Genomic DNA, 13478 nt, shown 5'->3' with positions numbered 1-13478 from the left:
TCGGGCTGACCGATCCGCCTCACACATTCGAACGAAAGGAATACCCATCATGAGAAATGCACTTTCACGCAGTTTCGTCGCCGGCATCGCAGCAGCCGCTGCACTCGCGCCCTCGGCCGCGAGTGCTCACGCCAGTTTTGAAGACCACGCCGTCACGGTCCAGTACGGCCTTGATCTCGGACTCGGCGCGGGCTTCCAGGCGCTGCAGACCTTCGTGGTCAGCGTTGGCGATGCCGTCGAAATACCGAAGATCATCCTCAATTCCGCAGGTACGTCATCGTGGAGCGTGGACATCTTCGACAGCGGTCTGGCATTCACCTACACCGGCAGCATCGACTTCATGAACTTCGGTTCGCCCGAGTTCATCGGCTTCCGTGTGTTCGACGCTGCCAACGTGCTCGAACCGATCGAATCGGCGACGATCAGCAATATCGGCTACGTCAGCGGCCAGAGCGGCAACCTGATCGAAGGCTTCGAACCGTCGCTGCATTTTTCGCATGACGAAAACAGTCTCTGGCTGAACCTGAACGAGTCGATGTATCACCATGTCGCGATGCCAGGCATGGGTGACCCGTTCCGCAACCAGATCCGCGTCGCCGTGGCTTTCGAACATGAAGTGAGCCCTCCGCCGGTACCGGAACCCCAGACCTGGGCGCTGCTGCTGGGCGGTCTCGGTCTGACGGCTGTCGCGGCGCGCCGGGCAGCCCGACGCAGCTGATGAAGAAGTCGCCCAACGGTACGCCAGTCGGTGTGCCCGCGGGCGGCCCATACCCATGAAATCCAACCTTTCCATCCGGGCACGCGGCCTGTGTCTGCTGCTGTGGACGAGCGCTGCCACCGCACAGACGGATGCGCCGACGGTCAGCATCACCGCCGCGCGCAGCGATGGCGCGTCCGACGCCGTGGTCGATCTGCGTGACATGCCGCGTTCGCACAGCGATGCGTCGGAGCTGCTGCGCGACATCACCGGCTTCAACATCAGCCGGGTCGGTGGCACGGCCGGCAGCGCTTTCCTGCGCGGACTGGGCGGAGCGCGCCTGCCCATCGTCGTGAACGATGCCGTTGCCGATGCCGCCTGCAATCACGGCATGGACCCGGCGACCTCCTATCTGCAGCCCGACAGCTATGACGTGCTGACCGTGGTCAAGGGACCGAATACCGTGCAGTTCGGCCCGGCGCTGTCCGGTCAGATACGTGTGCAGCGCCTGCCGCCCGAGCCCGCGCAGGGCAGCCGGCTGAGGGCGGCCGTCGGTCGCAGCGGCTTTGACCGGCTTGATCTGTCGGCCGAATACAGCTGGTCGGGCGAGCAGTTCTGGTTGCGGGCCGGTGCCGTACGCAACGATTCCGATGATTACCGCGATGGCGCGGGACGCCGCTTCCAGTCCTTCTACACGAGGTATTCGACAACGCTTGCTGCAGGCGTGCGGCTCGGCCCGGACACCGACATCGAAGTCGACATCGAAAATGGCGACGCGATCGCCGGCTTTCCGGCCTTCCACATGGACGGCACGCGCTTCAAGCGCTCGGTGTGGGGCGCGAAACTCACCCATCGCAGACCCGGTCGGACGCTGTCGGCGCTGGAGTTTTCGGTGCGCTGGCAGCACGTGAATCATTTGATGGACGATTACACCTATCGCCCGATCAAGCCAGTCGAACTGGTGCCCGGGTTTCTGGACCAGTTCCCCACGCTGCTGATGCGTCAGGACTACACCGGACGCACGGCCCGCCTGAGCGCACGCTTCGACCTCGATGCGGCCACCGATATGCTGGTGGGCGCCGATCTGCGCGACGACGAGCATGAAGGCGACAACTTCCGCACCACGCGTACCTGTTTTACCGGCACCGACAACTGTCCGCTGTCGACCGCGTCGCTGACGTCGTTCTACAGCCTCGACGCGCGCGCGCAGGGCGCGTTCGCCGAAGTGACCCATCGTCGCGACACCGTCACGATGCGCGCCGGCCTGCGCGTCGATCGCCTGCACACGCGGGCGGGCGAGTTGCGCAACTTTCTGGGTACCCAGCTGCTGCCGGGCAGTGGCGAGGAACGTACCGAGACGCTGCGCTCCGGCTTCTTGCGGCTGCAGTGGCAGATCGATCCGTCACTTGACGGCTTCATCGCCTTCGGTGTCGCACAGCGCGCCGCGTCGAATCTGGAGCGGGCAAGTTTCGCCGCCTTCCACATCGACGCCGAAACCAACCGCGAGATCAACGCGGGGCTGAGCTGGCGCGCCGGCGATACGCGCGTCGCGCTGAATGCCTTCCACAGCCGGATCGGCGATTTCATCCTCGCCGAACAGGGCATCACCGCACGCAATGTGGACGCGCGTCGCGTCGGTGCCGAGCTGGACGTGCGACTGCGCGTCGTCGGCGATCTGCACGCGGTGGGTTCCGTGGCATGGACGCGGGCCGACAACCTGACGCAGGATGTGCCGCTGGCCCAGACTTCGCCGGCGGAGATGCGACTCGGACTCGAATACCTGCGACCCACGTTCAGTGTGAGCGGCGGTGTCCGGCTGGTGCAGCGGCAGGACCGGGTGCATGCAGGCTTTGGCAATGCGCTAGGTACCGACCTCGGTGAAACACCGGGCTTTGCCACGATGCGCCTGATGACGAGCTGGCAGGCGACTCAGGGCGTCGTACTGAGTGCCGGCATAGACAATCTCTTCGACCGCAGTTACGCCGAACACATCAGCCGCACCGGCGGCTTTCAGCCGGCCGGGCTGGTGCTGACCGAAAGGGTGAATGAACCGGGGCGGCTCGCGTGGCTGCGCGCGCGCGTCGACTTCTGACCGGCCGTCAGCGCAGGGCTTCGAGCAGTTCGGCCACGCGGTCGAATTCGCTCGATTTGTCCAGGAAGTGATGGGCGCCGAGCGCCAGGCTGCGTGCGCGCATGGCGGGCGTGTTGCTGTTGGTGAGTACGACCGCGAGCACGTCGGGGTAGTGGCGCTTCAGATGCTGCAGCACGCCGAATCCGCTGCCTTCCCGCAGTTGCAGATCAACCACGGCGGCATCGAAGCTGTTGCTGTCGAGCGCGGCGATTGCTGCCGCTTCGGTGTCTACTTCGTCGCTCACGTTGATCCCCTCGCTGTCCTCAAGCAGGGCAACCAGATGCTTGCGGATGAGCGGAGAATCTTCGACCAGCAGCACCCGGATCGGGCGCTGCCGTGCGGCTTCGGTAGGAGAGCGGGGCCATTCCACGGCGGTGTCGTGCGTCAGGGGGCAAAGCCCGGGAGCGCGAGTTTCGCATGAATGCTCCCGGCTAACTGTAGGTCGGAGCCGACAGACGCGGTCACTCGATCAATCCATTCTTGAGCGCGTAATAGGTCAGTTCGGCATTGCTCTTCAGGTTCAACTTGGTCAGCAGACGGCTGCGGTAGGTGCTGACGCTCTTGACGCTGATGAACAGTTCTTCGGCGATTTCGGTGACCGACTTGCCGGTGGCCAGCTTGTGCAGCACCTGGAACTCGCGCTCCGACAGCTGCTGATGCGCCGGCGCGTCGTTGTCACCGTTGAGCCGCTGCGTCAGCAGGTCGGCCACGACATCGCTGACATAGCGCCGGCCGCGCAGCACAGTGCGGATGGCCGTCAGGATGTCTTCCACGTCGGCATCCTTGCGGATGTAGCCATTGGCACCCGCGCGCAGCATGTTCAGCGCGTATTGTTCTTCCGCATAGGCGCTGATGATGAGTACCGGCAGGTCGGCGCGGTGGGTACGCAGCAGGCGCAACGTATCCATGCCGTCGCGGTCGGGCATCGATATGTCGAGCAGCAGCACATCGAAGTCCTGCTGACGCAGCAATGTCAGCGTTTCCGCACTCGTCGCCGCTTCGGCGCAGACTTCAAGATCGGCTTCGCCATTGATGAGCTGGCGCAGACCGTTGCGGACGATCTGGTGATCGTCAGCGAGCAGGATGCGTCGTTTGTTCATGGTCGGTTTCCTTCAGTGGGTGCCGCAGGCCGCAGACGCTCAGCGTCTGAACAGCCCGAGTACGAAGGATGCCAGCGTAAGCGCCAGAAAGACGAAGAACAGTATTTTTGCTATACCCGCCGCACTGGCGGCAATACCACCGAAACCGAACAGGGCAGCAATGAGGGCAACGATGAAGAAGATAAGGGCATAGTGAAGCATGGCAGCCTCCTGGGTGAATGGATCACTTTTCTTGCCCGACGCCTGCGTCGGAACTCATGGGTTGACGATAGGGCGTCGCGGCGCCTGCAGCTGTCGTCCGCATCATCGGCCGGACGTCGGACATGTCTGACGCCGAACGTCCGGCCACAACCGGCTCGGCGCGGCGCCGCGTCATTACCGAAGGTCTGTCGCGCGCTGCGCGCAAGGCCGAATCGGCCACCGGTGGTGCCGAGCGGCTGACCGACAGCGTATTGATGCGGCTGGCGCGCTTTCGCTGGGGCGCCTTGCTGGTCGTCGCCATCGGCATCGCCTTCACGGTGATATCCGAAACCACCTTTCAGTCCATGCAGCGCGCACGCGAGGAAATCGATGCATCGCGTCTGTCGCTGGCCGCGCTGAACGATCTCGTGTTCGACAACGCGCATGTTGCGATGACCGAAGCCCGGTACATCGAGGAACCCTCCGCCGATCACCTGCAGCAGCACCTCATTGCGGCGCAGCGGCTGGCCAGTGCCGCAGACGAAGTGGTCGGCTGGGCAATGCGCCGCCGGATCGATCCGGAGCGCATTGCCCTGGTGCGCAGTGTCAGCGTGGCCGAAGCGGAAGAGCTCAAGCGCTTGCGCGAGCTGCCGGCCAACGCGAGTCCGGTCGAAGTGATGGATGTCTTCCTGCCGCAGGTCGTCGCACAGGAGCCGCTGCGTGAGGCGCTGGAACCGCTGGTGAAGACGGAGCGTGCCTATCTGGAGGAACAGATGGCGTTGCTGGGCGAGGAGATCGAGCATCAGCGCAGCGTGGCCATCGCGGTCGTCGCGATCGGCGTTCTGCTGCTCATCCTGCTGCTGCGCGCCTACTCGATGCGCAGTCAGGTCGAACTGGCCACGGCGAACCGGCTGCGCGAGGCGCGCGACGAGCTCGATGCGCTGGTGCGCGTGCGCACCGAGGAGCTTTCGGAACTGGCGAGCCACCTGCAGACCGAAGCCGAGCGACAGAAGTCGGCGCTGGCGCGCGAACTGCACGACGAGCTCGGCTCCATCCTGACGGCAAGCCGGATGGAAGCGTCGATGCTGCTGCGCCGCGCGCGCAAGCAGGGCAGCCCTGACGTCGATTCTCTGGCCCGCGTGTGCGACATCCTGGAGCAGGGTGTGCAGATCAAGCGGCGCGTCATCGAAGGTCTGGTGCCGACCGTGCTGACGCACCTGGGCCTGCTGCCGGCCCTCGAAGCACTGGCGGACGAAACCCGCGCGTCGGCGCCCTTCGAACTGGAGCTGCTGCTGCCGGACGCGCTCGAGCTCGACCGCGACCGCGGCATCGCGATCTATCGTGTGGTCCAGGAAGCGCTGACCAATATCCGCAAGCACGCGCAGGCCAATCGCGTGACGATCACGTTGTCGGTGGCCGATGGAAAGATCGCGCTGGACATTGTCGACGACGGTGTTGGCATCGCCACCGGCGCGCGCGGCAAGACCGGGTCGCATGGTCTGCTCGGCATGAAGTACCGCGCCGACGCGCTGGGCGGGAGTTTCCGCATCGGTCCCGCGCCGGGACGCGGCACGCAGTTGTGTCTCAGTCTGCCGCTTCCGGCCGGCGACTGACCCGCGCAGCGATCAGGCGAGCACCATGTTGTCGCGGTGGATCAGTTCTTCGGTGTCGATGTAGCCCAGTAGCGCTTCGATCTCCGACGAGGCGCGCCGGGCAATGCGACGCGTTTCCGACGCCGAATAGTTGATCAGCCCGCGCGCCAGCTCATTGCCCTGGGTATCGCGGCATGCCACGACGGCACCGCGCTCGAACTGACCCTGAACGTCGATCACGCCCACCGGCAGCAAGCTCTTGCCCTGGCGCAGCGCGCGCGCGGCGCCTTCGTCGAGGGTGACCGTGCCGACCATCTGCAGATGATCGGCCAGCCACTGCTTGCGTGCAGCCAGCGGCGAACTGCCGGCCTTAAGATACGACCCGAGCGCTTCGCCACGCACCAGCCGCAGCAGCACATCCGGTTCGCGGCCGCTGGCGATCACCGTATCGGCGCCGCTGCGTGCGGCACGCCGCGCCGCACGCACCTTGGTGATCATGCCGCCGCGCGAAATGCCGCTGCCGGCGCCACCGGCCATCGCCTCGAAACGCGCGTCGTCGGCATCGCCCTCGCTGATCAGCGTGGCGGCAGGGTCCTTGCGTGGGTCGGCCGTGTACAGGCCGTTCTGGTCGGTCAGGATGATCAGGCAGTCGGCTTCGGTCAGATTGGCGACCAGCGCGCCCAGCGTGTCGTTGTCACCGAACTTGATTTCTTCGTAGACGACGGTGTCGTTCTCGTTGATGACGGGCACCACGCCCAGTTCCATCAGCGTGGACAGCGTCGAACGGGCGTTCAGGTAGCGTGTGCGGTCGGCCAGATCTTCGTGCGTCAGCAGTACCTGCGCGCATACCAGACCGTAACCGGAGAAGGCCCCTTCATAGGCCTGCGCCAGGCCCATCTGGCCGACGGCGGCCGCGGCCTGCAATTCGTGCATCGCGTGCGGCCGTGTGGCCCAGCCGAGACGCTGCATGCCAGCAGCGATGGCGCCGGACGACACCAGAAGCACCTCGCGGCCATCGGCGCGCAATGCGGCGATCTGGCGCGCCCATTCCTGCAGTGCGCCGAGGTCGAGCCCGGCGCCGTTGTTCGTGACCAGCGCGCTGCCGACCTTGACGATCAGTCGTTTCGCTCGCTCAATTCGCGCTCTCATCGTCGCTCTCGTCGGCGGGTTCAGTGATGTCGCGATCGCGCACGTCAGGCTCCGGATCGGGCGGCGGGCGCGTCGCTTCGACGTGGTCCATCACGGCATAACACAGGCCGTCGCAGCCGATGCGCGTCAGTGCCGAAATGGTGAAGACGCGTTCGGCGCCGAAGGCGTCGACGAAAGCTTTCACGCGCGCTGCACGTTCGTCTTCGGGTATCAGGTCGATCTTGTTCAGCACCAGCCAGCGTGGCTTCTGGTACAGGGCGTCGTCGTAACGGCGGAGTTCCTCGACGATGGCGCGCGCGTCGTGCAGCGGGTCAGCCGCCTCGTCGAACGGTGCGATGTCGACCAGATGCAGCAGCAGGCGCGTGCGTTGCAGGTGGCGCAGAAACTGGTGCCCCAGGCCGGCGCCTTCGGCAGCGCCCTCGATCAGGCCTGGAATGTCGGCCAGCACGAAACTGCGCGACTCGTCGACCCGTACCACGCCAAGATTCGGTGCCAGCGTGGTGAAGGGGTAATCGGCCACCTTGGGCCGCGCCGCCGACACTGCGCGGATGAAGGTCGACTTGCCGGCGTTCGGCATGCCGAGCAGACCGACATCGGCCAGTACCTTCAACTCGAGTTTCAGTTCGCGCCGTTCGCCTTCTTCACCGGGCGTGGTCTGTTTGGGTGACCGGTTGGTGCTCGATTTGAAATGCAGATTGCCCAGACCGCCGCGACCGCCCTTGGCGATCAGCGCGCGCGCGCCGTCGCGGTCCAGGTCGGCGATGACTGCGCCGGTCGCCAGGTCGGTAATTGTCGTGCCGACCGGCATGCGCAGCTCGCGGTCTTCACCGCCGCGGCCGTAGCAATCGGCGCCACGACCATTGGCGCCGCTGTCGGCCTTGAACATGCGCGTGTAGCGGAAATCGATCAGCGTGTTCAGATTGCGATCGGCAATGGCCCAGATGCTGCCGCCGCGACCACCGTCACCGCCGTCGGGCCCGCCGAACGGAATGAATTTTTCGCGCCGGAACGAGGCAGAGCCATTTCCACCGTCACCGGCGATGACTTCTATCTTCGCTTCGTCAAAGAACTTCATTTCGCTTCACACCTGACTTGATCAATGCTGGATACAACGAGAACGCCGTCTCAGTGCCCTGCCGTGTCGTACCGGCGGCACAAACAAAAAGCCCTGCCTCGGGGGCAGGGCCTCGGTTCCGTAAAGCCTGAATCAGGCTGCAGCCGGAACGATGGTCACCACGCGACGGCGGGTTGCGCCCTTGATGGAGAACTGTACAACGCCCTCGATCTTCGCGAACAGCGTGTGATCCTTGCCCATGCCGACGTTGTCGCCGGGATGGAATTCGGTACCGCGCTGACGCACGATGATGCTGCCTGCCGAAATCAGCTGACCGCCGTAGCTCTTGACGCCAAGACGCTTCGACTCTGAATCGCGACCGTTACGCGTACTGCCGCCGCCTTTTTTGTGTGCCATTTCATGCTCTCCTGAATACGCTCAGTGCGGCCAACGCACTGTTAACACTCTCAGCCGTTGATGGCTTCGATGCGCAGCTCGGTGTAATTCTGACGATGCCCCTGATGCTTCTGGAAATGCTTGCGGCGGCGCATCTTGAAAATCGTCACCTTCTTGTGGCGCCCTTGTGTGAGCACCGTTGCACGAACGCTGGCACCGGCAACCAGGGGCGCACCGATCTTGACCGATTCGCCCTCGCCGACCATCAGAACCTGGTCGATCACGATTTCCGAGCCCACATCCGCAGGTATCTGTTCTACCTTGATTTTTTCGCCGCTGGCAACGCGATACTGCTTGCCACCGGTTTTTATGACCGCGTACATGTGTAACCCCAATAAGGTTTAAGGGAATCAACAAGTATATCCGAGCCCGGGCGTCGAAGTCAAAGGGGGGTGCATGCACGAACTTGACGGGCGGGCGTGCGCTGCTACCATCCGCGTTTTTCCGCGTCGGCCGTCTGCCTTGTCATCCCTGAACCGTTTCTACAGCCTGATCGCCGACGACATGAGCCAGCTCGACGTGGTCATCCGCGAGCGGCTGCATTCCGAAGTCGTGCTGGTGCGTCAGGTTGCCGAGTACATCATCGGTGCAGGCGGCAAGCGGATGCGTCCGGCGCTGGTTCTGCTGACATCAGGCGCCTGCGGCTACACCGGTGTGCATCGCACCGAACTGGCGGCGGTCGTCGAGTTCATTCACACGGCGACGCTGTTGCACGACGACGTGGTCGACGAATCCGAATTGCGCCGCGGTGCCAAGACCGCCAATGCGCTGTTCGGCAATGCCGCGTCGGTGCTGGTTGGCGATTTCCTGTACTCGCGCGCCTTCCAGATGATGGTGGGCGTGGGGAGCATGCGGGTGCAGGCGGTACTGGCCGAAGCCACCAATGTGATCGCCGAAGGCGAAGTGCTGCAGCTGCTCAACTGCCACGACGCCGACGTCGATGAGCAGCGCTACCTGCAGGTGATCCGCTACAAGACGGCCAAGCTGTTCGAGGCGGCCAGCCGGCTGGGCGCGTTGCTGGCAGGGGCGACGCCCGAAGTCGAAGAGCGTTTCGCGCGCTTCGGCATGCATCTGGGTACGGCGTTCCAGTTGATCGACGACGTGCTCGATTACTCCGGCGACGAACAATCCATCGGCAAGAATCTTGGCGACGATCTGGCGGAAGGCAAGCCCACGCTGCCATTGATCCACGTCATGAAGAACGGCACGCCGCCGCAGGTGGCCGCCGTGCGGCATGCGATCGAAGAGGGCGGGCGCGATGACTGGGCCGCCGTGCTCGAAGCGGTCGTAGCCAGCGGTGCGATCGATGCGGCACGCATTCACGCACGCGCCGAGGCAGCGCTCGCAAGCGCGGCGCTGCAGGGTTTGCCGTCCAACGAATACATGCAGAGTCTGTTTGATCTCGCAGCGTTTGCAGTTGAGCGAGAGTTCTAGCATAATGCGCGCCTCGTTGCCGCAGGGCGACGGAATAGCAGTGCTGCACGGGTTACCGGCCGTGCAGATCGGGGAATAGCTCAGCCTGGTAGAGCACTGCGTTCGGGACGCAGGGGCCGGAGGTTCGAATCCTCTTTCCCCGACCAAGAATCCCGCGAAAAAGCCACCTTCCGAGGTGGCTTTTTTGTTTTTCCCACAGCGACTTCGATATCAGCGTCCTCAAGGCGCAGGTCCCTGGCGAATCGTCGAGTCATCACACCGTGTCCGGCGACCCGCGGGGCTCGCGCAAATCGCGGCTGCGCCGTAAGCTTGGCGGGCGGTTCAGGCGACGCGGCAGTTGCGCGTTGCCGCGGCATCCGCCGAACCCGACCTTTTCGCGCAACGATGACCCGAATCCTCTTTTTTGCACTGCTGGCGCTGGTCGCCTGGCTGTGGTTCTTCAAGAAGACACGCAAACCCGATCCGGTCGAACGCAAGCCCGAAACCAAGGCAATCGAGCAGATCGTCCAGTGCGCGCACTGTGGCCTGCGCCTGCCCGAGGGCGAGGCGCTGGCGGCTGGCGAGCGACATTACTGTTCCATCGAACACCGGGACGCGCATGCGGATGCGCCCGACGACGGTCGCTGACACGGCGGCCGACGACGACAGCGTCAGTCTGTCGTCGCTGACGCCGCTGCGCTATTTCAGCCTTTACCGGCTGCTGATGACCTCGGTGCTGCTGGCCATAGTGCTCGGCTTCGCGGGCGACATCAGCTTCGGCCGCTACAACGAAGCGCTGTTCTCGCGCACGGCGCTCGCGTACTGGACTTTCGCGCTGGTGACGATGCTCGGCGCCGACCGCATGCTGCCGACATCCGGTGGTCGGCTCACGCTGGGCGTGATGGCCGACATCGTCTTTCTGACCCTGCTCACCTACGCCAGCGGCGGCGCGAGCAGCGGCCTGCCTTTCATGCACGTGGTCGTGCTCGCCTTCGCGGCGCTGGTCGGGCAGGGCAGGCTGGCCGTGTTCTACGCTGCGGTGGCCAGTCTCGCCATGCTGTTCGAGCAGTCGATACAGGCGATCACGACGGTCGATGACGCGACCACTTTCGTGCAGGTCGGCACCATCAGCATCGGCTTCTTCGCGACGGCGATTGCGGTGCGACTGCTGGCCCGTCGCGTCATCGCCAACGAGTTGCTGGCGCGAGAGCGCGGGCGCGATCTGGCCGAACAGATGCGGGTGAATGAGCGTGTCATCCGCGACATGGAAGACGGCGTGCTGGTGGTCGATCCCGATGGTCGCGTGAGGCAGGCCAATCCGCAGGCGCATCGCCTGCTCGACCCCGCAATGCCGCGTCCGGTCACGCTGGCCGACTTCTCGCCCGCGCTCGACGACCTGCTGTCCGGCATCGCGTCGGCCGATCGAGAACGGGTCATGGTGCTCGATCTGCCGGCGCGGCCGGCGGCCGTTCGCGTGCGTTGCGTGCCGGCCGGCGAGCAGGGCGGTCACCTGGTGTTCGTCGAGGATCTGGCGCGGCTGCGCGAGCAGGCGCGCCAGATCAAGCTGGCCGCACTCGGCCGGCTGACCGCCAGCATGGCGCACGAAATCCGCAATCCGCTGTCGGCCATCACGCAGGCGGCCGAACTGCTGCAGGAAGAGCGTCGCGCCGAAACGCAGGCCCGGCTCACCCGCATCATCTGCGACAACAGCCAGCGGCTCGACCGGCTGGTCAGTGACGTGCTCGAACTCGGCCGTCGCGACCGGGCCGAACCCGAGTTGCTCGATGTCGCCGTCTATGCGCGCAGCTTCGTCGACGAACTGGCGATGCGCGATGCCTCGGTACGCAGCCGCGTGCGCATCGATGCGCCGACATCGGGCGCGATCTGGTTCGACCGCGGCCACCTGCATCAGGTGTTGTGGAATCTGGTGGTCAATGCGCTGCGCTACGCCAGTCCGGGCCAGGAATCGGTCCGCATCATCGTGCGCGGCGAAGACGACGCTACGCTGATCGAAGTGCTCGACGACGGCCCGGGCATCGACATCGCGGTGCGCACCCATCTGTTCGAGCCCTTCTTCACTACGCACAGCAAGGGCACCGGCCTCGGGCTCTACATCGCGCGCGAACTGTGCGAAGCCAACGGGGCGCGGCTGGAGTTCGTGGATAATTCGCCGGGTGCGCACTTCCGCGTACGCGGCATGAACAGAAGCTGGGACGGTGCATGGAACGTCGGCGATCACAACTTGAGCTGAAAGTGCTGGTGGTCGACGACGAAGACGATCTGCGCGAGCTGATCGACATGTCGCTGGCCCGCATGGGCCTGCATGCGTCGCTCGCCGGCACCGTCGCACAGGCGCGCGACTTCCTCGCGCGCGAGCAGTTCGCGCTGTGCCTGACCGACATGCGCCTTCCGGACGGCGAAGGCATGGATCTGGTGCGCCACATCGCCGAACACCACCGCGACCTGCCGGTCGCCGTCATCACCGCCTACGGCAGCATGGACAACGCGGTCGCTGCGCTGAAGGCGGGTGCCTTCGATTATCTGGCCAAGCCGGTGTCGATCGAACAGCTGCGCGCGCTGGTGCGTTCCGCGCTCGACCTGCCGGGTCGCAACGCCGCGTCGCCGGCACAGGGCGCCGATGCGCTGGTCGGTGACGCGCCGGCGCTGGTGCATGTGCGCGACATGATCACCAAGCTGGCGCGCAGCAGTGCGCCGGTCAACATCCAGGGCGAATCGGGCAGCGGCAAGGAGCGCGCCGCAAGGCTCATCCACGAACTGGGCGCGCGCCGCGCCGGGCCGTTCATCGCCGTCAATTGCGGCGCCATTCCCGAAACCCTCGTCGAGTCGGAGTTCTTCGGCTACACCAAGGGCGCCTTCACCGGCGCGGACGCCGACCGCGAAGGCCATTTCCAGGCGGCGAAGGGCGGCACGCTGTTTCTCGACGAAGTGGGCGATCTGCCGCTGTCGATGCAGGTGAAGCTGCTGCGCGCCATCCAGGAAAAGTCGGTGCGCCGCGTTGGCGCGCGCAGCGAAGAGTCGACCGACATCCGGCTGATCAGCGCCACCCACCGCAATCTGAAGCAGATGGTCGATGACGGCCGCTTCCGGCAGGACCTGTTCTACCGCCTCAACGTGCTCGAACTGCGCATGCCCAGCCTGCGCGAATGCCGCGAATCCATTCCGCAGCTCGCGCAGACCCTGCTCGATCGCATCGCTGCGCCGGACCATGCGCATCCGGTGCTCACTCGCGCGGCGATCGACGCACTGTGCGCCTACCCCTTCCCGGGCAACGTGCGCGAGCTCGAAAACGTGCTCGAACGCGCCTACGCGCTGAGCGCCGAGGCACAGATCGACGCCGCCGACCTCGGCCTGATGCCGGCCGACGACGACGCACCCGCCGATCCGGCCGGCGAATTGCCGCTGCAGGACTACCTCGACCGCATGGAACGCGCAGCCATCGAAGACGCGCTGCGCAAGACCCGCTACAACCGGACCGCCGCCGCCCGTCTGCTCGGCGTCACCTTCCGTTCGCTGCGCTACCGCCTGCAGCGTCTGGGCATCAATGAGTGAAGGTCGGGCAGCGGATGCGGGAGCGGCACCACCTGTGGGCGCTGTGATCGGCACCGGCCCTTGTGGGAGCGACCTGTGTTTGAGCGACCTGTGGGAGCGGCGGCCCCGCCGCGATCGGTGCAGCGACCATCGTTGT

Annotated in this window: 14 protein-coding genes and 1 tRNA gene; 8 read left to right on the top strand and 7 right to left on the bottom strand. The window is 65.2% G+C overall.

Annotated features, from left to right (window positions below):
• Positions 1–49 precede the first annotated feature (49 nt).
• On the top strand, positions 50–718 hold the full coding sequence (locus BSY238_RS04395; protein WP_069038069.1) for a PEP-CTERM sorting domain-containing protein: 669 nt from the start codon (positions 50–52) through the stop codon (positions 716–718).
• A 55-nt stretch (positions 719–773) separates the two neighbouring features.
• Positions 774–2789, top strand: a complete 2016-nt coding sequence (locus BSY238_RS04390; protein ID WP_069038068.1) for a TonB-dependent receptor domain-containing protein — start codon at positions 774–776, stop codon at positions 2787–2789.
• 7 nt (positions 2790–2796) lie between these two features.
• Here BSY238_RS04390 and BSY238_RS04385 read toward each other — a convergent pair whose 3' ends face one another.
• From BSY238_RS04385 to BSY238_RS17955, 3 genes are all read right to left on the bottom strand, one after another.
• Positions 2797–3198: a response regulator gene (locus BSY238_RS04385; RefSeq protein ID WP_223300265.1), complete on the bottom strand. Its 402-nt coding sequence runs from the start codon at positions 3196–3198 to the stop codon at positions 2797–2799.
• Between the two features lie 91 nt (positions 3199–3289).
• The gene (locus tag BSY238_RS04380; protein WP_069038066.1) at positions 3290–3928 is read right to left on the bottom strand and encodes a response regulator; all 639 of its coding nucleotides are present in this window, start codon (positions 3926–3928) and stop codon (positions 3290–3292) included.
• 39 nt (positions 3929–3967) lie between these two features.
• Entirely contained in the window at positions 3968–4129 is a 162-nt protein-coding gene (locus BSY238_RS17955; RefSeq protein ID WP_083223920.1) for a DUF1328 domain-containing protein, read from the bottom strand.
• Between the two features lie 122 nt (positions 4130–4251).
• On the opposite strand from BSY238_RS17955, the gene BSY238_RS04375 reads away from it, so the two are divergent.
• Complete coding sequence (locus tag BSY238_RS04375) at positions 4252–5721, top strand: sensor histidine kinase (RefSeq protein ID WP_069038065.1); 1470 nt, start codon at positions 4252–4254, stop codon at positions 5719–5721.
• Between the two features lie 12 nt (positions 5722–5733).
• Here BSY238_RS04375 and proB read toward each other — a convergent pair whose 3' ends face one another.
• From proB to rplU, 4 genes are all read right to left on the bottom strand, one after another.
• Positions 5734–6849 (bottom strand): glutamate 5-kinase, encoded by a 1116-nt coding sequence (gene proB, locus BSY238_RS04370; protein WP_069038064.1) that lies wholly within the window; start codon positions 6847–6849, stop codon positions 5734–5736.
• Positions 6833–7924, bottom strand: a complete 1092-nt coding sequence (gene cgtA, locus BSY238_RS04365) for an Obg family GTPase CgtA (RefSeq protein WP_069038063.1) — start codon at positions 7922–7924, stop codon at positions 6833–6835. The genes proB and cgtA overlap by 17 nt, the downstream gene beginning before the upstream one ends.
• A 132-nt stretch (positions 7925–8056) precedes the next feature.
• Positions 8057–8320, bottom strand: coding sequence for a 50S ribosomal protein L27 (gene rpmA / locus BSY238_RS04360; protein WP_069038062.1), 264 nt, complete (start codon positions 8318–8320; stop codon positions 8057–8059).
• A gap of 50 nt (positions 8321–8370) precedes the next feature.
• The gene (gene rplU, locus BSY238_RS04355; RefSeq protein ID WP_069038061.1) at positions 8371–8682 is read right to left on the bottom strand and encodes a 50S ribosomal protein L21; all 312 of its coding nucleotides are present in this window, start codon (positions 8680–8682) and stop codon (positions 8371–8373) included.
• Between the two features lie 181 nt (positions 8683–8863).
• Here rplU and BSY238_RS04350 point away from each other — a divergent pair, with 181 nt between their 5' ends.
• The 5 genes from BSY238_RS04350 to BSY238_RS04330 all read left to right on the top strand — a co-directional run bounded on the left by BSY238_RS04350 (position 8864) and on the right by BSY238_RS04330 (position 13342).
• Positions 8864–9793 carry a polyprenyl synthetase family protein gene (locus tag BSY238_RS04350; protein WP_069040448.1) on the top strand — a complete coding sequence of 310 codons (930 nt, stop codon included), beginning with the start codon at positions 8864–8866 and terminating at the stop codon, positions 9791–9793.
• Between the two features lie 69 nt (positions 9794–9862).
• A tRNA-Pro gene (locus BSY238_RS04345) sits at positions 9863–9939 on the top strand.
• Between the two features lie 238 nt (positions 9940–10177).
• On the top strand, positions 10178–10420 hold the full coding sequence (locus BSY238_RS04340; protein WP_069038060.1) for a PP0621 family protein: 243 nt from the start codon (positions 10178–10180) through the stop codon (positions 10418–10420).
• Complete coding sequence (locus BSY238_RS04335) at positions 10392–12023, top strand: sensor histidine kinase (RefSeq protein WP_223300264.1); 1632 nt, start codon at positions 10392–10394, stop codon at positions 12021–12023. Before BSY238_RS04340 ends, BSY238_RS04335 begins: the two co-directional genes overlap by 29 nt.
• Positions 11993–13342, top strand: a complete 1350-nt coding sequence (locus BSY238_RS04330) for a sigma-54-dependent transcriptional regulator (RefSeq protein ID WP_069038058.1) — start codon at positions 11993–11995, stop codon at positions 13340–13342. Before BSY238_RS04335 ends, BSY238_RS04330 begins: the two co-directional genes overlap by 31 nt.
• Positions 13343–13478 lie beyond the last annotated feature (136 nt).

The sequence above is a fragment of the Methyloversatilis sp. RAC08 genome, from assembly GCF_001713355.1.
In the GTDB taxonomy this organism is placed as follows: domain Bacteria; phylum Pseudomonadota; class Gammaproteobacteria; order Burkholderiales; family Rhodocyclaceae; genus Methyloversatilis.
Note: the sequence above shows the minus strand (reverse complement) of the source record. Positions and strands in the feature narration are given on the sequence as shown.

Bases quoted from the DNA above. Each gene is read 5' to 3' on its own strand.
- BSY238_RS04395 (WP_069038069.1), top strand. From the start codon at position 50: ATGAGAAATGCACTTTCACGCAGTTTCGTCGCCGGCATCGCAGCAGCC.
- BSY238_RS04390 (WP_069038068.1), top strand. From the start codon at position 774: ATGAAATCCAACCTTTCCATCCGGGCACGCGGCCTGTGTCTGCTGCTG.
- BSY238_RS04380 (WP_069038066.1), bottom strand. From the start codon at position 3,928: ATGAACAAACGACGCATCCTGCTCGCTGACGATCACCAGATCGTCCGC.
- BSY238_RS17955 (WP_083223920.1), bottom strand. From the start codon at position 4,129: ATGCTTCACTATGCCCTTATCTTCTTCATCGTTGCCCTCATTGCTGCC.
- BSY238_RS04375 (WP_069038065.1), top strand. From the start codon at position 4,252: ATGTCTGACGCCGAACGTCCGGCCACAACCGGCTCGGCGCGGCGCCGC.
- proB (WP_069038064.1), bottom strand. From the start codon at position 6,849: ATGAGAGCGCGAATTGAGCGAGCGAAACGACTGATCGTCAAGGTCGGC.
- cgtA (WP_069038063.1), bottom strand. From the start codon at position 7,924: ATGAAGTTCTTTGACGAAGCGAAGATAGAAGTCATCGCCGGTGACGGT.
- rpmA (WP_069038062.1), bottom strand. From the start codon at position 8,320: ATGGCACACAAAAAAGGCGGCGGCAGTACGCGTAACGGTCGCGATTCA.
- rplU (WP_069038061.1), bottom strand. From the start codon at position 8,682: ATGTACGCGGTCATAAAAACCGGTGGCAAGCAGTATCGCGTTGCCAGC.
- BSY238_RS04350 (WP_069040448.1), top strand. From the start codon at position 8,864: ATGAGCCAGCTCGACGTGGTCATCCGCGAGCGGCTGCATTCCGAAGTC.
- BSY238_RS04340 (WP_069038060.1), top strand. From the start codon at position 10,178: ATGACCCGAATCCTCTTTTTTGCACTGCTGGCGCTGGTCGCCTGGCTG.
- BSY238_RS04335 (WP_223300264.1), top strand. From the start codon at position 10,392: ATGCGGATGCGCCCGACGACGGTCGCTGACACGGCGGCCGACGACGAC.
- BSY238_RS04330 (WP_069038058.1), top strand. From the start codon at position 11,993: ATGGAACGTCGGCGATCACAACTTGAGCTGAAAGTGCTGGTGGTCGAC.